This is a genomic window from Paracoccus sp. TOH (genome assembly GCF_030388245.1).
GTDB lineage: Bacteria > Pseudomonadota > Alphaproteobacteria > Rhodobacterales > Rhodobacteraceae > Paracoccus > Paracoccus simplex.
In genome coordinates this window covers 479,319-497,637 of record NZ_CP098362.1, presented here as the reverse complement: position 1 = coordinate 497,637, position 18,319 = coordinate 479,319, and the positions used below count along the sequence as shown (strand labels likewise).

Sequence of the window (18,319 nt, the reverse complement as noted above, 5' to 3'; positions counted from 1 at the left end):
CTCAGCCGGGCTGGCAGACGAAGGCCTCCAGCGCCTCGGGGTCGATGGGCTTGAAGATGATCTGCAGCCCGGCCTGACCGGCGGCGCGTCCGGTCTCGGGGCTGCGGTCGGCGGTGATGATGCGGGTCGGGCGCATGCCGAAGCGGCGGTGCAGCGCCTGGGCCGTCTCGACGCCGCTGGGACCGTCTCCCAGTTGCTGGTCCAGCAGGTAGATGTCGGGGATGACGCCCATCTCCTCGACCAGGGTCAGGGCCTCGCCGCCGCTGGCGGCCTCGACCACCTCGACGCCGCGGCGTTCCAGCAGCTGCGCGATGGCGCTGCGCAGCTCCTCGTCATTCTCGACCAGCAGCACGATGCGGTCCATGCCCGCCTCGGGCGAGGGCGCGGCGGCGGGGGACTTGCTACCGGCCGAGGGCAGATCGGGCGCCAGGGGCAGCTCGACCGAGAACCGGGTGCCGCGACCCGGCACGGAATGCAGCCGCAGCCGGTGGTCCAGCAGCGCGCAGGCGCGCTCGACGATGGCCAGGCCCAGCCCCATGCCCTGCGCGGCCGAGGCGGTGCCCTCGACGCGGTGGAACTCGCGGAAGATCGCCTGCTGGTGCTCGGGAGCGATGCCGGGGCCGGTGTCGTGGACCTCGATGCGCAGGCTGCCGCCCTGGCGGCGCACGCCGACCAGGACCCGGCCGGATTGGGTATAGCGGATGGCGTTGCCGATCAGGTTCTGCAGGATGCGCCGCAGATAGGCCGCGTCGCTTCCCACCGCCAGCCGGCAGGGCATGATGCGCAGCCCCAGCCCCTTGGCCGCGGCCAGCGGCGCGAATTCGTCGGTCAGCTGCGCCAGCAGCAGCTCCATCGACAGGGGCGCGATCTCGATCTCGGTGCCGCCGGATTCCAGCCGCGACAGGTCCAGAAGCGCGCCCAGGATGCCCTCGACGCTGATCAGCGCGTTATGCGCCTTTTCCAGGGTGACGCGCAGGGCGCTGTCGCCGGCATCGTCGCGCGCCGAGGCGACGAAAAGCTTGGCCGCCGACAGCGGCTGCAGCAGGTCGTGGCTTGCCGCCGCGACAAAGCGCACGCGGGCGGAATTGGCGCGCTCGGCATTGGCCAGGGCCGCGGCCAGTTCCTCGGTCCGGGCGGTGACGCGGGCTTCCAGCGTGGCCTTGGCGCGCAGCATGGAATGGATCGCCAGACGCTCACGCGTGACATCGGTGAAGGACATCACGAAGCCGCGCTCGGGCATCTCGCGGCCATGCACGTCCAGGATGACGCCCGAGGCGTGCCAAAGCTCGAAGGACAGCGGCAGGCGCGCGCCGCGCATCCGCACCCATTCGCGCAGCTGCGAGGCCGAGAACCCCTCGTTGAAGCGGGCCTGATACAGCATCCGCACCGCCAGCCGCTCGAAGCTCAGCCCGCGATGCATCAGCGCCGCCGGGATCTCCAGCAGGTCGGCCAGCCGCTGGTTCCAGCCGATCAGCGCGCCATAGGCGTCGAAGATGCCGACGCCCTGGTTGATATGTTCCAGCGTGGCGCGGATCATCCGCGCCTGGTTGTCCAGCAGCTTGCCATGCTCGATGCGCTCAGCGCGGATGATGCGGGTCACGTCGGTATGCAGGACCACCGTGCCGCCGTCGAAGGTGCGCTGCTCGCTGATCTGGATCCAGCGGTCGCCGGTCAGGCCGATGTTGAAATGCTGCGGCTGCTCGTGCCGCTGCATCCGCTGGGCGATCCAGGCTTCGGGGAACAGCCCCTCGGGCAGCAGCACCTGCCGCGACCGGCCCAGCAGCCCGACATAGGTCGCAAAGCCGATGCCGGGGGCCAGCGCCTGATGCACGTCCGACAGGTCGGCGCAGAAGCGGCTGTTGCACAGCACCAGCCGGTCCTCGGCGTCGAACAAGGCAAAGCCTTCCTCGATGGCCTCGATGGCCTGCGACAGGTCGCGGCGGGCGCGCTCGGCGGTGGCATTGGCGGCGTTCAGCCGCTCCAGCGTCGCCTCGAGGTCGCGGGTGCGCTGGCGGACGCGCTCCTCCAGCAGGGCGGCACGGCGGAACTCCTCGAAGGCGGCGTTGTTCTCGTCCCGGCGCTCCTCGGAATGGCGCATCAGCGCCTCGGCGATGACCAGCAGCTTTTCCAGGTTCTGCGCCGCATCGTCGTTGCGGTCGATCAGCCAGTCCGAGATGCGCCCCGCCATCAGCCGGCCCCCGCCAGCCGGGTGCCGGGCGGATAGATCGCGCAGCCGGTCAGGGTGTGGTTGACATGCAGCGGGCCGAATTGCTCGCCATAGGTGGAAAAGCCCCAGACGCGATGCCGGCGCAGCACCTCCGAGACGGCGCCGCCCAGCTGCTTGTGCTCGGCCTCGATCCGGCGCAGCACGCAGTCGAAGCCCAGCACCGCCACCGGCGGCACCGGCTGGGCAAGCTGCGACAGCCGCCGGTCCAGATGCGAGGGCAGATCCTCGGGTTCGGTCAGCGCCAGCACCACCCCGGCGTCGATGGCCGAGAAGAACAGCAGATCGCCCGACGGCAGCACGCGTTGCACCGCGCGCACATGATAGCGGCCGCCCACGCGCACGGCGAGCGGATGCGAGGCAAAGGTCAGGTAGTCGATCAGCGCCGGGTCCTTGCCCAGGATGCGGGCATATTCCCGCGCCGCCGGCTCGGCATTGATGCGCTGCACGACGCGGGCGGCGGGGTCGGCCCGGGTCACCACCATGCGCCGCTCGGTCGGGTGCAGATGGTCCATGTTCAGCGCCCGCACCGGGCAAAGCCCACGCAGCACCGACAGCACCGCGGCGTTGCGCAGCGTCCGGCCGCGATGGATGACCAGCGTTTCGCGAAAGCGCGTCCCGTCCCCGGCCGATCCGCCGATCAGCGGCACATGCCCCGAGCCGGCCGCGAGCGCCGAGGCCAGATCGTCCTCGCGCAGCGACAGCCCGTCGACCAGCAGCAGCGCGAATTCATGCGGCAGATGCGCCTGCGCGCCCGCCAGGTCCTGGCGGAGCTGCAGGAAGGCCGCCGCCGCCGCGCTGCGAGACAGGCGGTCCAGATCGGTCAGTTCCAGCACCTCGGCCGCGAAAAGCCGGGCGGGGAAACCCAGCGCCAGCACCGCGCCCTCGTCATAGCCGGCCTCCGAGATCTCGCCGGCGGTGGTGCAGCCGACGACATGGGTGGCGGGCAGGCGGGCCGCGGTCTCGGCGGCGATGCGCGCGACATCGGCCCGGGGCGAGACGAACAGCATGACCAGCGCAAAGGGGCCGGGCCCGAGCGCCTGCGCCAGCCGGCCGGTCACGTCGGCATCCTGCGCCGGCGCGCTGGCCCGCGCGATGCAATCCTGCGCTGCACTCACCCCGGCCTCCCTTCCGATGTTGCGCATTCCCTGCCGTCAGGCTTAGCGGTTCATTCCGCCGCTGTCATGGCCGGCGGCGTTCTGGCCTGCGCCCGCCTCCGAGGTCATGGCGTTGAAGCTGATGTCCTGCGCGAACAGCACCGCCTGGGTGCGGGTCTGCACCCGCAGCTTGCGCATGATGGCGGTGACATGCGCCTTGACCGTGGTTTCGGCGATCGACAGCTCATGCGCGATCTGCTTGTTCAGCAATCCGGCGCTGATCAGCTGCAGGATCCGCGCCTGCTGCCGGGTCAGCGAGGCGAGCCGCGCCAGCGCCTCCTCGGCCAGGCTGGGGGTGGCGTTGTCCAGCGCCAGCCGGCTGGAATGCACCTCGCCGCTGGCGATGGCGGCGAAGGCTTCGCGAAACGCCTCGCGCGGGGCGTGCTTGGGCACATAGGCGCTGACCCCGGCCAGAAGCGCGCCGCGCACCACCCGGCGCTCGTCCATCGAGGAGACCACGATGATCGGCCGCTCGGCCGCCGCCTGGCGCATCCGCACCACCCCTTCCAGCCCGTTCACGTCCGGCAGGTGCAGGTCCAGCACGATCACGTCGGGCACCGGCTCGCGCGCCATGCGGTCCAGCGCCTCGGCCAGACTGCCCACGGCCTCGACCCGGGCAATGCCCACCGGGCCCGTCAGCGTCATCGACAGCGCGTCGCAGAACAGCGGGTGGTCGTCCACGATCAGCGCGGTGTTCAGCGGGCGGATCGCCGGCGGGGGTTGCTGGGCTTGTTCCATCGTTCTGCTCATCTCGCTGCCTCGGCTGGAAGGTTGGTCGATTCTAGGGGCGGGCGGCGGGCCTGTGAAGCGCGGCGGCGCGGCCCGTCACCCCGGGTCTTCCAGGCGGATCAGCCAGCCGCCCGAAGCATTGACCTGGATGCCGTAGCGACCCGGCCCCTCGATCAGGAACGAACCCGAGCCGGCCCCGGCCTGATGCAAATTCTGGATCACCGCGCCCGATGCGTCCAGCAGATAGACCACCATGATCGCATCCATGCTTTCGAACACCAGCCGCGTCGGCCCGTTCAGGTCGAAGCGCGGCAGCACCCGGTTGCCGGCGCCGCGATGTTCCACCGCCGGTTTCCGGGCCGCAAGCCGGTCGTAGCAGGCCAGCCGCCGGGTTCCGTCCGCCTCGGCCCGGCAGGCGCCGAGCGCGGCGGCAAGGTCGAAGCCCGGCGCCGGCGTGCCCGCCAGCACCGCCGCCGCCGCCAGGATCACCAGTCCACGGGGCATCCCGTGCAGTTCTCCATATGCACCCCCTCCCAGATCGCATAGGGGGCGTGGTTGCCCTCCAGCAGCGCCTCGGCGAAATCGGCGTTGTAGAACTTGGCCTCCATCAGGTTCGCGCCGACCAGCTTCGCGCCGACGAATTTCGACTTCGGCGCCATGGCCGCCTCGAGCGAGGCGGCGGTCAGGTCCGCGCCCGACAGGTCGGCGCCGGCCAGCCGGGTATAGTCCAGGTCGGCGCCGGTCAGGTCGGCATCGCGCATGACCACGCCCTGCAACTGCCCCATCCGGAAAGTCGCGCCCCGCAGGTCGGCCCCGGTCAGGTCGGCGCCCTTCAGCTCGGCCCCGAACAGATTGGCCCGCATCAGGTTCGCGCCCTTCAGGTCGATGCCGTTCAGCTTCAACCCGCGCAGGTCGGCATGGCGCAGATCGGCACCGGGGCAGGCCGCGCCCGGCTTGATCTCGCAGCCGCCGATGACCAGCGGCCCCTCGCGCGGGGTGGGTTCATCGACGATGACCGGCCAGCCGCCGCCGGTCTGTTCAGAATTGGCCGCATGGACCCCGGAGGCGAGGGCCAGGGCGGCAAGGATGGTCAGGCTTCTGAGCATCTCGGGTTCCCTTGGATCGAGGGTGAAGGCCGGGCGGGGGCCGGCCCCGCCCGTTCGGTTCAGCGCCGCCTCACTTCGAGGCGGTCAGCAGGTCGTCGGGGATCTCGAAGACCCAGAACGAGCCGCCCTGGCTGACCTGGGTGGTCAGCGTGGCCATGTCGCCGCCCCAAAGCGGCACCGCGCCGCCATAGCCCGAGGCGATGCCCAGATATTGCTTGCCGTCCATTTCCCAGGTGATCGGCGACGAGACGATGCCCGAGCCGGTGTTGAACTTCCACAGCTCCTCGCCGGTCTCGGCGTTGAAGCCCTTGACGAAACCGTCCGAGGTGCCGGTGAAGACCAGGTTGCCGGCCGTGGCCAGCGTGCCGGCCCAAAGCGGGAATTCCTCCTTGTGCTCCCATTTCTTCTCGCCGGTGGTCGGGTCGAAGGCGCGCAGCGTGCCGATATGGTCGTCGTAAAGCCGCTTGATGCGGAAGCCCTGGCCCAGATAGGCGGCGCCGGCCTGATAGGTGACGTTCTCGGTCCAGTAATCCTCGGTCCAGTGGTTCGCCGGGACGTAGAACAGCCCGGTCTTCTGGCTATAGGACATCGGGTTCCAGTTCTTGCCGCCCAGGAAGGGCGGCGAGACCTCGATGCTGGCGCCCTTGGTCTCGCCCTCGGCGGGCAGGGGCGGGCGCTGGCCCTCGTTCTCGATCGGCCGGCCGGTTTCCAGGTCGATGCCCTTGGCCCAGGTGATGCCGTCGACGAAGGGGAAGGCGTTGAGCAGCGCCGTCGGCCGGTTGATCTCGCCGCCGCGCTTCGACAGCGCCTCGACATCGGTGACGTAGAAGAAGCCGTTGCGGTCGGCATGGGCGCCGGCGCGATGGGTCTTGCCGTCCTTGTCCTTGTAGTCGAACAGGATGATCTCATTGTTGCCCGAGAAGTCCCAGGCGTCGTTCGGCGTGTGCTGGTAGAAGCCGATCAGCTCGCCGTTCGAGGGATCGACATAGGCCTGGCCCGAGGTATAGAGGCTGTCGCCCGGCGTGCGCGCCCAGGTGTTCCAGGGCGCGGGGTTGCCGGCACCGACGACGATGGTATTGGTTTCGGGATCGAAGCTGGCCGATTGCCAGGGCGCACCGCCGCCGTGGCTCCAGGCCTCGACCTTGCTGCCGTCGGGATTGTTCGGCCAGCTCGGCGCGGCGGGATCGCCGGTCGCCGTGCCGTCCGCCCCGGCCAGGGTGCCCTTGTGGCCCTCGACAAAGGGGCGCATCCAGATTTCCTCGCCGGTCTCGACATCGCGGGCATAGAGCTTGCCGACCACGCCGAACTCGTCGCCCGAGCTGCCATGGATCAGCATGACGCGACCGGTTTCCTTGTCCTTCACGATGGTCGGCGCACCGGTCATGGTATAGCCGATCTTGTGGTCCTCGAACTTCTGGCGCCAGACCACCTTGCCGGTGTCCTTGTTCAGCGCATAGATGCTGGCGTCCAGCGTGCCGAGGAACACCTTGTCGCCATAGATCGCGGCGCCACGGTTCACCACGTCGCAGCAGGGGCGAATGTCCTCGGGCAGCCGGGCCTCGAACTTCCACAGCCGCTTGCCGGTCTTGGCGTCCAGCGCCCACATCCGGGAATAAGAGCCGGTGACATAGATCACCCCGTCATGCACCAGCGCCTGGCTTTCCTGACCGCGCTGCTTTTCGTCCCCGAACGAGAACGACCAGGCCGGACGCAGATGCTTGACCGTTTCGGCGTTGATCTGGTCGAGCGAGGAATAGCGCTGCGCGTCCACCCCCAGACCATACATCAGCACGTCGTCGGTGGTCTCGGCGTCGTTGAGGATGTCCTCCCAGGTGACGGGGCCGGTCTCGGCATGGCCCATCGCCGCGACGCAGGCGAGGGCCAGAACACTGGCCGAGGTCAGTTTCAGAAAGCGATTCATGCAGTCTCCTCCATATACATGAACGACGGGGTTGCCCGCGTCTGATGCCTTGTCGGTCCTTGCTTCAGGCGCCGCCGACGACCGGCAGCGCCCCGGTTTCATGGTCGCCGAAACGTCGGACGACCGAGCGCAGGTATTCCTCGGGATTGGCGCCGAGCCCGGCGAATTCCGGGACCGGCCCGGCGGCCATCGCCTCGATGGCGGTCAGCCCCAGATCCGCCGCCATCGCCAGCCGGTCGCGCGTCGCCCGCAGATAGGCGCGGGTCTGCGCGATGCCCTCGCCCGCGCGGTGGAAGGGGCCATGCCCCGGCACCACCCCGGCGGCACCGAGTCCTTCCAACTGGTCCAGCGCCGCCAGCCAGGTCGCGAAATCCGCGTCCGGCAGGCTGGGCGCGCGGTCGAGAAACACCAGGTCTCCGGCGATCAGCACGCCCGTCGCCTCGTCCATGATGGCGAGATCGGCGGCGGTGTGCCCGGCCAGCGGGATCATTCGCAGCGCCCGGCCGCCGAAAGCGCGCGCCCCGGCCTCGACGCTGCCGGTGGCCGGCACGGCCTTGGTGGCCGAGATCCAGCTGCCGAGGATCGAATACAGCGTCTCGGCATAGTCCTGGGCGTATTCGCGGCAGGTCGCGGCCGTGGCCGCCAGCGCCAGCACCGGCCGGTCGGCCAGCGGGGCATTGCCGAACCAGTGATCCGGGTGGTGATGGGTGTTGATCGTCGCCGCCAGCCCGCCCAGCCGCTGGTCGGCGAAAGCGCGGATCTCGGCCCCCATCGCGGCGGTCGAGCCGCTGTCGAAGACCAGCGCCCCCGCCTCGGTCGCCAGAAGCGCCACGTTGACGATGTCGCCGCCGTTCTCGCGGGTGAAGACCTCGCGCCGCCCCTCGATCATCCAGACGCCATCAGCGATTTCAAATGGTTGCAGATCATATTTGCGAGCCTGCGCAAAGGTCGGCAAGGGCAGCACCAAGGCGGCTGCCCCGGCCAGCAGCCCCCGGCGGGTCAGGGCGGTCATGTCGCGCCCTCCACCCGGCCCTCGAAGGCGTATCCAAGGTTGTCGCGCGCCCGGATCGCGACCGGCCCCCGCGCCAGATCGGCCGGCAGTAGGAAGGTCAGCGTCGGGTTCTCCTCCAGCGGCTCGTGCAGTTCCAGTGCGGCGATCTCGGCGCCGGCCGCATCCAGCAGCGCAAGCTCGGTCAGGTGATGCGCCGGAACCCCGTCCGCCAGGCCGGTATCCTGCGGGTGGCGCAGCCGCAGTCGCAGCCGCCCGGTCTCGGGCCAGAGCCGGGCGCGCAATTCGCCGAAACCCTGCTGCCAGTCCGGCCGCTGATGCGTGGCAGAGGGCGCGCTGCATCCGCCACCAAGGGCGCTGACATAGGCCGCGCCCACCAGCCATTCGCCCGCCCCGGTCTCGGCCGAGGCGCGCAATGCGCCGCCGACCTCGTATTTCACCCCGAAGCCCAGCAGGGGCAGGGCGCGACCGGGGCGAAAGACGATCGCCTTGGGAAAGGGGCTGTAGTCGATGGTGACAACGATGCGCCGGATCGGCTGCGCGACGGCGGTGGCGTCGATCAGGAAGGGCACATGGCTGGAATCCTCGGCCGCGCGCGGCGCCAGCACGGTGACGGCCGGATCGTTGCGCCAGACCGCCGGATCGCCCAGGAATTCCTGCCGGTGCGAGGGCCACATGCCGCTGTCGAACGCATCGCCCCCCACCGCCGCCGATCCGGTCCTGCCGGTCAGCAGCGGCGGCGAGGCGGCGCCGGGCAAGCTATCGGTCAGCAGCGCCATCGCCCTATTTCCTCAGCACGCCATGGATCAGCTCGGCGGCGGCCGGCGCGTGCGAGGCGCCGCTGCGCAGCATGTGCGCCGCCTGGTCCAGCACGGTCACGGCGCGCGGCGCGCCGGAAAGCGCCTCGAAGCCGCTGCCGGCGCTTTCCAGCTCTGCAGCCAGCGCCTGGGCCTCGTCGGCGCCGGCATCGGGCGGCAGCGCCTTGACCTTGTCGTGCAGCGCCGCGATCTCGGTGCCTTGCGCCGCCAGTTCATCGGCATCGGGGCGGGTCTCGATATAGGTGCGGATCGCCCAGATCGCCTGCTGGTTCAGGATGCCCTCGAAGGGCGGCATCTTGACCGCGCCGTTCTGTTCATAGCCGTGCAGGATGCGGTCGAGATACCATTCGTCGCCGAAGTCGCTGGCCTCGAGAAAGCGCAGGTCGGGCGCCAGCCCGCCCGAGATCGCCTCGAGCCCGTGGCAGCGCGCGCAATTGCTGTTGAAGCCCTTGGCGCCGATCTCGACGGCCTTGAACAGCACCGCGCCATCCGCCTCGCGCCAGGGGTTCTCGCTGGCCATTTCGGCCGGCAGTTCCGGCAGGCCGGTGGTATCCACCGCCTGCGGTGCGGTGTCGCCATGGCCGAGCGCCATCGGTGCCCAGAGGGCGAGTGAGACGGCAAGAGGAAATGTCTTGCTTATCCTGCTGGTCATGTTCCAAAGTCCTTCCGCGCGTTTCCGGTGTGCGTTCCGTCCTGGTCAAATTTCCTTGAGATCGAGAAAGGGTAAATTGTGCCATGGTCGTATTGCGCACCCTCCGCAGGGCCCGAAGCCTGCGTTGCCGCCCCGGAATCGGGGCATTTCTCCTGCTTCTGGCAGGGGTTTTTCCCATGGCCGTCGCGGCCGAGCAGCCGGTGCTGTTCGACCAGAGCGGCTATCGTCTGGACAGCTATCGCGCTCCGGTTCCCGAAACGGCTCCGGGGGCAAGGACGCTTGACCTGCCCCAGGTGCGGGCGCTGATCGGCCAGGGCTGGATCCCGGTCGACGTGATGGGCGCCCGTGCCTTTGATATCGGCGCCGACGGCGAATGGATCCTGCCCGAGCGGCACCGCTCGATCCCCGGCGCGCATTGGCTGCCGGTGGTGGGCTGGGGCCGGCTGAAACCCTGGCAGAGCGATTACCTGGACGCCAGCCTGGAGCGGATCACCGGCGGCGACCGCGCGACGGGACTGATCCTGTTCTGCAAGGTGGATTGCTGGCTCAGCTGGAATGCCGCCAAGCGCATCGCCGGGCGCGGCTATGCCAACCTGGGCTGGTTTCCCGGCGGAGTCGAGGCCTGGGAGGGTGCCGGCCTGCCGCTGGCCGAGATCCGGCCCGAGCCGCATCGGGGCGACTGGTCGCGCTGAGTGCCGGCCTCAGCCGGGGTCAGCCATGCGCGACGGTCACGGTCTTGACACGGGTGAAGCCGTAAAGCGCCTCGAAGCCCTTCTCGCGGCCATGGCCCGACTTGCCGACCCCGCCGAAGGGCAGCTCGATGCCGCCGCCGGCGCCGTAATTGTTCACGAAGACCTGGCCGCTGCGGATCCTGCGGGCCAGGCGCAGCTGGCGCGCGCCGTCGCGGGTCCAGATGCCGGCGACCAGCCCGTATTCGGTGCCGTTGGCGATGCGGATCGCCTCGGCCTCGTCCCGGAAGGGGATCAGCACCTGGACCGGGCCGAAGATCTCCTGCTGGGCCAGCGCATGGCCGGGATCGACATCCGAAAACAGCGCCGGCAGCACGAAATGTCCGCCCGGCGCGGCGTCGGGATGCAGCCGGCCCTCGGCCGCCAGGGTCAGTTCGGCCTTGCCGCGGTCTATGAAACCCGAGACGATCCGCTGCTGCTTCGCCGAGACCAGCGGGCCCAGGTCATGCGAATCGACCGCCGGTCCCGCCACCAGCCCGCGATAGATGTCCACCATGCGCCGCCGGACCTCGTCATAGATGCCGCGCTGCACCAGCACCCGCGAGGCGGCCGAGCAGGTCTGGCCGGCGTTCTGCATGCAGGCCCCGACCAGCACCGGCATCGCCTGTTCAAGATCCGCGTCGTCGAAGACCACATGCGGCGACTTGCCGCCCAGTTCCAGCGTGACCGGGACCACGTTCCTTGCCGCCGCCGTCTGGATCGCGACGCCGGTTCCGACCGAGCCGGTGAAGGACAGGTGCTGGATGCCCGGATGCCCGGCCAGCGCCGCCCCCGCCTCGGCGCCATAGCCGGTCACGACGTTCAGCACCCCCGGCGGCAGCCCGGCCTCGGCGGCGATCTGCGCGATGGCCAGCGTCGAGAGCGAGGCGTCCTCGGCCGGCTTCACCACCACCGCATTGCCCGCCGCCAGCGCCGCCCCCAGGCCGCGGCCCAGAATCTGCATCGGATAGTTCCAGGGGATGATGATGCCGCAGACGCCGTGCGGCTCGCGCAGGGTGTAGACGGTGAAGCCCGGCTGATAGGGGATCGTGGTGCCCATCAGCATATCGGCCGCGCCGGCATAGAACTCGAAATAGCGGGCCAGGGCGCGTGAATCGTTGCGCGACTGGTGCAGCGGCTTGCCGACATCCAGCGTCTCGATCATCGCCAGTTCCGCCGCCCGGTCCTGTACGATCCGCGCCATGCGCATCAGCAGGCGGCCGCGCTCGGCGGCAGGCATCCGGCCCCATTCCCCCTCCATCGCCGCCTGCGCCGCGGCGACGGCCGTATCGACATCGCCCGGGGTGCCGCGGCCGATCTCGCCGATCACCTGTCCGACCGAGGGATCCTCGACCGGGATCGTGCCCTCGCCGGCCGGGGCCCGCCATGCCCCGCCGATGAAGATCCGGGTGGTGTCCAGCGTCATCACGTCGGTCAGTGTCAGTGCCATGCTCGCCTCCGGTCTGCCGGTGCTGCAGGACAGCCTTTTCGCGGCCGATGCGCAAGAGCGCGCGCCGACCGAGGCCCGTTGCGCCGCGGCCCGCTTGCTGTCAGATTTTGCCCATGAGGATGCAGAGAACCGCCTGGGCCCCGCGCAGGCTGGCGCTTTCGGCGCTGGCCTGTGCCGCCATCGCCCTGATCGTCTGGGTGGGCAGCGTGCTGGCGCATCGGCATTCGCTGGCCCAGGGCTATACGCGGGCCGAGACGGCGCTGCGGCTGACGGTGAACGCGCTGGCCGCCGATCTGGCGCGCTACGAGGTCATGCCGCAGTTGATCGGCGACCTGGACCTGATCCGGCAACTGGCCGCCGACCCCAGCGACATGGCGCTGCGCGATGCCACCAACCGCTGGCTGGCGGCGCAGAACGCGGCGCTGCATGCCTCGGACATCTATCTGATCTTGCCGGACGGCGAGACCATCGCCGCCTCGAACCACGGCCAGGAACTCAGCTTCGTCGGACAGAACTTCAGCTATCGGCCCTATTTCATCGACGCCATGCGGGGCCGGCCGGCGCGGTTCTACGGCGTGGGCACCACTTCGGGGGTCAGGGGCTATTTCTTCTCGGCCCCGGTGCGGGACGCGGCGGGCGGGATCATCGCCGTGGTGGCGGTCAAGATCGGCGTGGACCGGATCGAGGCCGGCTGGCGCGGCGGCGAATACCGGGTGCTGGTGACCGACCCGGACGGCACGGCCTTCCTGTCCTCGGAGCCGAGCTGGCTTTATCACAGCCTTTATCCGCTGACCGCCGACCGGCTGGCGCGGACCGCGGCCTCGCGCCGCTATGCCGAGACGCCGCTGGCCGAGTTTCCGCTGCAGCGGCTGGACGGCGGCGGGGTCGAGCTGTTGCGCCTGCCCGCCTCGCTGAGCGATGCGGCGGCGGGGACGCGGGACTATATCGCCGCCTCGCAGAACATGGCCGATGCCGGCTGGACGGTGCATGTGCTGCTGGACAGCGCCGATTTGCGGGCCGAGGCGCGGCTGATGGTGCTGAGCCTGGTGCTGCTGCTGTCGGCGGCGCTGTTCGGGGCGCTGATGCTGCGCCAGCGCCGCGCCCGCATCGCCGAGCGCCTTGCCGCCACCGCCGAGCTGGAGCGCCGCGTGGTCGAGCGCACCGCCGACCTGGCGCGCGTGAACAGCCAGCTTGAGCAGGAGATCGCCGAGCGCCGCGCCACCGAGGTCGAGCTGCGCGCTGCCCAGACCAGCCTGGTGCAGGTCGGCAAGCTGGCGGCGCTGGGGCAGATGTCGGCCTCGCTGAGCCACGAGATCAACCAGCCGCTGGCGGCGGCGCGCAACTATGCCGACAGCGCCGCCATCCTGATCGAGCGCGGCGACTATGCCCGCGCCCGCGACAACATCGCCGAGATCCTGGCGCTGGTGGACCGCATGGCCGCCATCGGCAAGCACCTGCGGCAGGCGGCGCGCAAGCCCGACGACAAGCTGGGCGCGGTGGCGCTGGCCCCCCTGCTGCGCGAGACGCAGACCATCGTCGGCGCCCGGCTGGCGGCCAGCGGCGCGGTGCTGGAATGCGACATCCCCGCAGACCTGCCGGCGCTGCGCGCCGGGCCGACGCGGCTGCAGCAGGTACTGGTGAACCTGATCACCAATGCCGCCGATGCGGTCGAGACCGCGCAGGACCGCCGCATCACGCTTTCCGCCCGCGCGCAAGGCGGGCGCGTCACCATCGCCCTGCGCGACCGCGGCCCGGGCGTGGCCGAGACGGTCGCGCCGCGGATCTTCGATCCGTTCTTCACCACCAAGGGCATGGGCGCGGGGCTGGGGCTGGGCCTGTCGATCACCGCCAATATCGTGCGCGATTTCGGCGGCGAGATCTCGGTGCAGGATGCCGGGCCCGGCGCCGAGTTCCGCGTGGTCCTGCCCGCGGCCACCGCCGCCGACGCCCGGGAGACCGCCGCATGACCGCCCGTGTCCTGCTGGTGGACGACGACGAACAGATGCGCAGCTCGACCGCGCAGGCGCTGGAGCTGGCCGGCTTCGCGGTCGAGCCGCTGGCCTCGGGCGAGGAGGCGCTGGCGCTGGCCGGGCCGGGCTTCGCCGGCGCGGTGGTCAGCGACATCCGCATGCCCGGCATGGACGGCATGACCCTGCTGGGCCGGCTGGGCGAGGTCGATCCCGACATCCCGGTCATCCTGGTCACCGGCCATGCCGAGGTGCCGCTGGCGGTCGAGGCGATCCGCGGCGGCGCCTATGACTTCATCGAGAAGCCCTTCGTCGTGCAGGAGCTGGCCACCGTCATCCGCCGCGCCATCGACCATCGCGCCCTGGTGCTGGAGAACCGCCGTCTGCGCGCCGTCGCCGGCAAGCGCGACGATGTCGAGGTGCGGCTGCCCGGCCGCACCCAGGTCATGGTCGAGCTGCGCTACCGGCTGCGGGCCATCGGCGCCTCGGATGCCGATGCGCTGATCATCGGCCCGACCGGCGTCGGCAAGGAGGTGGCGGCCCGCACCCTGCACGACATCTCGACCCGCGCCGGCCGGCCCTTCATCGCCATCAACTGCGCCGCCCTGCCCGAGGCGCTGATCGAAAGCGAGCTGTTCGGCCACGAGGCCGGGGCCTTTCCCGGCGCGCTGCGCCCGCGCTTCGGCAAGTTCGAACATGCCCGCGGCGGCACGGTGCTGCTGGACGAGATCGGCTCGATGCCGCTGGAATTGCAGGCGAAACTGTTGCGGGTGCTGCAGGAACGGGTGATCACCCGGCTGGGCTCGAACGATCCGGTGCCGCTGGACGTGCGTTTCGTCGCCGTCAGCAAGGTCGATCTGGCCGATCTGGTGGCGCGCGGCGCCTTCCGCGAGGATCTTTACTGGCGGCTGAACGTCGCGGTGCTGCATGTCCCGCCGCTTTCGGCCCGGCGCGAGGACATTCCCTTGCTGTTCCTGCAGCTTCTGCGCGAATCCGCTGCGCGGCACAACATCGCCGAGCGCGAGGCGCCGCCGGCCTTCCTCTCCGGTCTCGCGGCGCGGGAATGGCCGGGCAACGTGCGCGAGCTGCGCAACCTGGCCGAGCGTTTCGTGCTGGGGCTGGAAGGCGCCGAGATCGGCCCGGCACAGGGCGCGCGGCTGGCCGACCGGGTGGCGGCATTCGAGCGCAGCCTGATCGCCGGCGCCATCGCCGCCCATGGCGGACGGCTACGCGCCGTCTACGAGACGCTGGGGATCTCGCGCAAGACGCTTTACGAGAAGATGCAGAAATACGGGCTGGACCGGCGGCTGATCGTCGAGGCGGCGGATGAGGAATCCTGATCCTGGGTGGATTTCCGCCCATCCCTTGCCGCCATTGTCACCTTTTCCACCCATTTTCCGCCGGCCGGTTTCGAATCCGCGCCGGGCCGGCGCATTAGCATTTGTCTGAAACCCCTTTGCGCGCCCAACCTGAGGCCATCGGCTGCGCGTTGAGGAGCGCGCGGCCCAAGGTTCATGAATCAGGGAGGGAAAGATGGCTTATCCAAAGCTTGTGGCCTCGCTTGCCGCGGCGCTGACATTCACCACCGCTGCCTATGCGCAGGACTATCCCAACCGGCAGATCACCATGGTCGTGCCCTTCTCGGCCGGCGGGCCCACCGATACCGTGGCGCGGCTGGTGGCCGAGAAGATGTCGGCCGACCTCGGCCAGCAGATCGTGGTCGAGAACGTCGGCGGCGCCGGCGGCACGCTGGGCGCGGGTCAGGTCGCCAAGGCCGAGGCGGACGGCTATACCGTGCTGCTGCACCATATCGGCATGGCGACCTCGGCCACGCTGTACCGCAATCTGGCCTATGACACGCTGAACGCTTTCGAATATGTCGGCCTCGTGACCGAGGTGCCGATGGTGGTCACGGCGCGCAAGGATTTCGAGCCCACCGATTTCGCGGGCTTCATGGACTATGTCAAGGCGCATGGCGACGAGCTGACGCTGGCCAATGCCGGCATCGGCGCGGCCAGCCACCTGTGCGGCATGTTGCTGATGCAGGCGCTGGAAACGCCGCTGGTGACGGTGCCTTACAAGGGCACCGGCCCGGCGATGACCGACTTGCTGGGCGGCCAGACCGACATCATGTGCGACCAGACCACCAACACCACCCAGCAGATCAAGGGCGGCACGATCAAGGCCTATGCCGTGACCTCGCCCGAGCGGCTGAAGCTGTTCCCCGACCTGCCGACCGCCAAGGAAAGCGGGCTCGAGACGCTGGAATTCGGCATCTGGCACGGCATCTATACGCCGAAGGGCACGCCGGCCGCGATCAACGAGCGGCTGTCGAAATCCCTGCAGGTGGCGCTGGCGGACGAAGGCGTGATCAAGGCCATGGCCGATCTGGGCACCGCGCCCTCCTCGGCCGAGGATGCGACCCCCGCGGCGCTGAAGGCCAAGCTGGAGGCCGAGATCGCGCGCTGGAAGCCGGTGATCGAGGCGGCCGGCGTCTACGCCGACTGATCCTGCGGCCCCGCCGCCGCGACCGCGGCGGGGCAGCTTCAAGCGGGGGAAACACATGTCCACAAAACCCAAGGACAAGACCGACATCGCGGCCGGGCTGCTGCTGATGGCGGCGGCGGGATTTTTCGGCTGGCAGACCACCGGGCTCGAGATCGGCAGCTCGCTGCGCATGGGGCCGGGCTATTTCCCGATGGTGCTGTCGGGGCTGCTGTTCCTGCTGGGGGCGATCATCCTGCTGCGCGCCTTCGGCCGCGAGGATGACGAGCCCTTCGGCGCCATCGCCTGGCGCGGCATCCTGTTCATCCTGCCCGCGCCGATCTTCTTCGGCCTGACCGTGCGCGGCCTGGGCTTCGTGCCGGCGCTGTTCGTGACCACGCTGATCGCCTCGCAGGCGTCGGTGCGGATGCGGCCGCTGGCGGCGCTGGCGCTGGCGGTCGGGGTCACCGTCCTGTCCACCCTGATCTTCAGCTACGGTCTGGGGCTGCCGTTCCGGCGCTTCGGCCCGTGGCTGGGAATGTGAGGCCGCCATGGATCTGCTCGGCAATCTCGCCATGGGCTTCTCGGTCGCCTCGTCGCTGGCGAACCTGGCCTTCTGCCTGATCGGGGTCATTCTGGGCACGCTGATCGGGGTGCTGCCCGGCATCGGCGCCACCGCGACCATCGCCATGCTGCTGCCCATCACCTTCCAGCTCGAACCGGTCAGTTCGCTGATCATGCTGGCGGGGATCTATTACGGTGCGCAATATGGCGGCTCGACCACGGCGATCCTGATCAACATGCCCGGCGAAAGCTCGTCCGCGGTGACCGCCATCGACGGCTATCAGATGGCGCGCAAGGGCCGGGCCGGCACCGCGCTGGCGGTGGCGGCGCTGGGGTCGTTCTTCGCCGGCACCGTCGCCACCTTCCTGGTGGCGATCTTCGCCCCGCCGCTGACCGAGGTGGCGCTGAAATTCGGCGCGGCCGAATATTTCAGCCTGATGGTCATGGGCCTGGTGATGTCGGTGGCGCTGGCGCATGGCTCGGTGCTGAAGGCGCTGGCCATGGTGGTGCTGGGCCTGCTGCTGGGCCTGGTCGGCACCGACATCTATACCGGCACGCCGCGCTTCACCTTGGGCATCACCAACTATGCCGACGGGCTGAACTTCGTCGCCGTGGCCGTCGGCGTGTTCGGGATCGCCGAGATCCTGCGCAATCTCGAGGACGAGCATGACCGCGAGGTGATGACCAAGAACATCAACCGCCTGTTCCCGACCGGCGCCGAACTGAAGCAGATGATCGGCCCGGTGCTGCGCGGCACCGGCGTGGGTTCCGTGCTGGGCATCCTGCCCGGCGGCGGCGCCATCCTGGCCGCCTTTGCCAGTTACACGGTGGAAAAGAAGCTCTCGAAACACCCCGAGGAATTCGGCAAGGGCGCGCTGGCCGGGGTCGCCGGCCCGGAAAGCGCCAACAATGCCGGGGCGCAGACCTCGTTCATCCCGCTTTTGACGCTGGGCATTCCCGCCAACCCGGTGATGGCGCTGATGATCGGGGCGATGATCATCCAGGGCATCGTGCCGGGGCCCAATGTGGTCACCGAGCAGCCGCAGCTGTTCTGGGGCATCGTCGCCAGCATGTGGATCGGCAACCTGATGCTGGTGATCCTGAACCTGCCGCTGATCGGGCTGTGGGTGAAGCTGCTGACCGTGCCCTATTATGTGCTGTTCCCGATCATCATGGCCATGTGCTCGATCGGGGTCTATTCGGTGGCCTCGAACACCTATGACCTGTTCGCGGTCGCCGCCTTCGGGCTGCTGGGCTATATCATGTCCAAGCTGCGCTGCGAGCCGGCGCCGCTGCTTCTGGGCTTCGTGCTTGGCCCGCTGCTCGAGGAGAACCTGCGCCGGGCGATGATCCTGTCGCGGGGCGATCCCACCACCTTCGTCACCCGCCCGATCAGCCTGGTGCTGCTGCTGCTGTCGGTCGGGGTGCTGGTGCTGGTCTTCATGCCGCAGATCCGCAAACGCCGCGACGAGGTCTTCACCGAAAGCGACGCCTGACCAACAGGGAGGAA

At 69.7% G+C, this 18,319-nt stretch carries 16 protein-coding genes; 6 read left to right on the top strand and 10 right to left on the bottom strand.

All coding sequences use genetic code 11. From position 1 onward, the window contains the following. Position 1 precedes the first annotated feature (1 nt). The 9 genes from NBE95_RS19370 to pedF all read right to left on the bottom strand — a co-directional run bounded on the left by NBE95_RS19370 (position 2) and on the right by pedF (position 9,616). Complete coding sequence (locus NBE95_RS19370) at positions 2-2,188, bottom strand: PAS-domain containing protein (RefSeq protein ID WP_289896094.1); 2,187 nt, start codon at positions 2,186-2,188, stop codon at positions 2-4. After that, entirely contained in the window at positions 2,188-3,342 is a 1,155-nt protein-coding gene (locus NBE95_RS19365; protein WP_289896093.1) for an FIST N-terminal domain-containing protein, read from the bottom strand. The genes NBE95_RS19370 and NBE95_RS19365 overlap by 1 nt, the downstream gene beginning before the upstream one ends. A 42-nt stretch (positions 3,343-3,384) precedes the next feature. Then, on the bottom strand, positions 3,385-4,131 hold the full coding sequence (locus NBE95_RS19360; protein ID WP_289896092.1) for a response regulator transcription factor: 747 nt from the start codon (positions 4,129-4,131) through the stop codon (positions 3,385-3,387). Positions 4,132-4,206: 75 nt separating this feature from the next. Further along, on the bottom strand, positions 4,207-4,614 hold the full coding sequence (locus tag NBE95_RS19355; protein ID WP_289896091.1) for a hypothetical protein: 408 nt from the start codon (positions 4,612-4,614) through the stop codon (positions 4,207-4,209). Further along, positions 4,596-5,216 (bottom strand): pentapeptide repeat-containing protein, encoded by a 621-nt coding sequence (locus NBE95_RS19350; protein ID WP_289896090.1) that lies wholly within the window; start codon positions 5,214-5,216, stop codon positions 4,596-4,598. Before NBE95_RS19350 ends, NBE95_RS19355 begins: the two co-directional genes overlap by 19 nt. A gap of 70 nt (positions 5,217-5,286) precedes the next feature. Next, positions 5,287-7,077, bottom strand: coding sequence for a PQQ-dependent methanol/ethanol family dehydrogenase (locus tag NBE95_RS19345; RefSeq protein ID WP_289896533.1), 1,791 nt, complete (start codon positions 7,075-7,077; stop codon positions 5,287-5,289). Positions 7,078-7,201: 124 nt separating this feature from the next. After that, positions 7,202-8,149 carry a quinoprotein relay system zinc metallohydrolase 1 gene (locus NBE95_RS19340; RefSeq protein WP_289896089.1) on the bottom strand — a complete coding sequence of 316 codons (948 nt, stop codon included), beginning with the start codon at positions 8,147-8,149 and terminating at the stop codon, positions 7,202-7,204. Further along, positions 8,146-8,925 carry a quinoprotein dehydrogenase-associated SoxYZ-like carrier gene (locus NBE95_RS19335; RefSeq protein ID WP_289896088.1) on the bottom strand — a complete coding sequence of 260 codons (780 nt, stop codon included), beginning with the start codon at positions 8,923-8,925 and terminating at the stop codon, positions 8,146-8,148. Before NBE95_RS19335 ends, NBE95_RS19340 begins: the two co-directional genes overlap by 4 nt. A 4-nt stretch (positions 8,926-8,929) precedes the next feature. After that, entirely contained in the window at positions 8,930-9,616 is a 687-nt protein-coding gene (pedF, locus tag NBE95_RS19330; RefSeq protein WP_289896087.1) for a cytochrome c-550 PedF, read from the bottom strand. Positions 9,617-9,792: 176 nt separating this feature from the next. Between pedF and NBE95_RS19325 the strand changes: the two genes are divergently transcribed. Further along, positions 9,793-10,308: a PQQ-dependent catabolism-associated CXXCW motif protein gene (locus NBE95_RS19325; RefSeq protein WP_289896086.1), complete on the top strand. Its 516-nt coding sequence runs from the start codon at positions 9,793-9,795 to the stop codon at positions 10,306-10,308. Positions 10,309-10,327: 19 nt separating this feature from the next. On the opposite strand, the gene NBE95_RS19320 is transcribed toward NBE95_RS19325, so the two are convergent. Further along, a complete protein-coding gene (locus NBE95_RS19320) occupies positions 10,328-11,794 on the bottom strand; it encodes an aldehyde dehydrogenase family protein (protein ID WP_289896085.1) in 1,467 nt (488 codons plus the stop codon). A 113-nt stretch (positions 11,795-11,907) separates the two neighbouring features. On the opposite strand from NBE95_RS19320, the gene NBE95_RS19315 reads away from it, so the two are divergent. The 5 genes from NBE95_RS19315 (at position 11,908) to NBE95_RS19295 (ending at position 18,305) form a co-directional block, all read left to right on the top strand. Further along, positions 11,908-13,761, top strand: coding sequence for an ATP-binding protein (locus NBE95_RS19315; RefSeq protein ID WP_289896084.1), 1,854 nt, complete (start codon positions 11,908-11,910; stop codon positions 13,759-13,761). Beyond that, complete coding sequence (locus NBE95_RS19310) at positions 13,758-15,101, top strand: sigma-54 dependent transcriptional regulator (protein WP_289896083.1); 1,344 nt, start codon at positions 13,758-13,760, stop codon at positions 15,099-15,101. The genes NBE95_RS19315 and NBE95_RS19310 overlap by 4 nt, the downstream gene beginning before the upstream one ends. A gap of 193 nt (positions 15,102-15,294) precedes the next feature. Then, complete coding sequence (locus NBE95_RS19305) at positions 15,295-16,269, top strand: tripartite tricarboxylate transporter substrate-binding protein (RefSeq protein WP_289896082.1); 975 nt, start codon at positions 15,295-15,297, stop codon at positions 16,267-16,269. Positions 16,270-16,324: 55 nt separating this feature from the next. After that, the gene (locus tag NBE95_RS19300; protein ID WP_289896081.1) at positions 16,325-16,789 is read left to right on the top strand and encodes a tripartite tricarboxylate transporter TctB family protein; all 465 of its coding nucleotides are present in this window, start codon (positions 16,325-16,327) and stop codon (positions 16,787-16,789) included. A 7-nt stretch (positions 16,790-16,796) separates the two neighbouring features. Then, positions 16,797-18,305, top strand: coding sequence for a tripartite tricarboxylate transporter permease (locus NBE95_RS19295; RefSeq protein ID WP_289896080.1), 1,509 nt, complete (start codon positions 16,797-16,799; stop codon positions 18,303-18,305). Positions 18,306-18,319 lie beyond the last annotated feature (14 nt).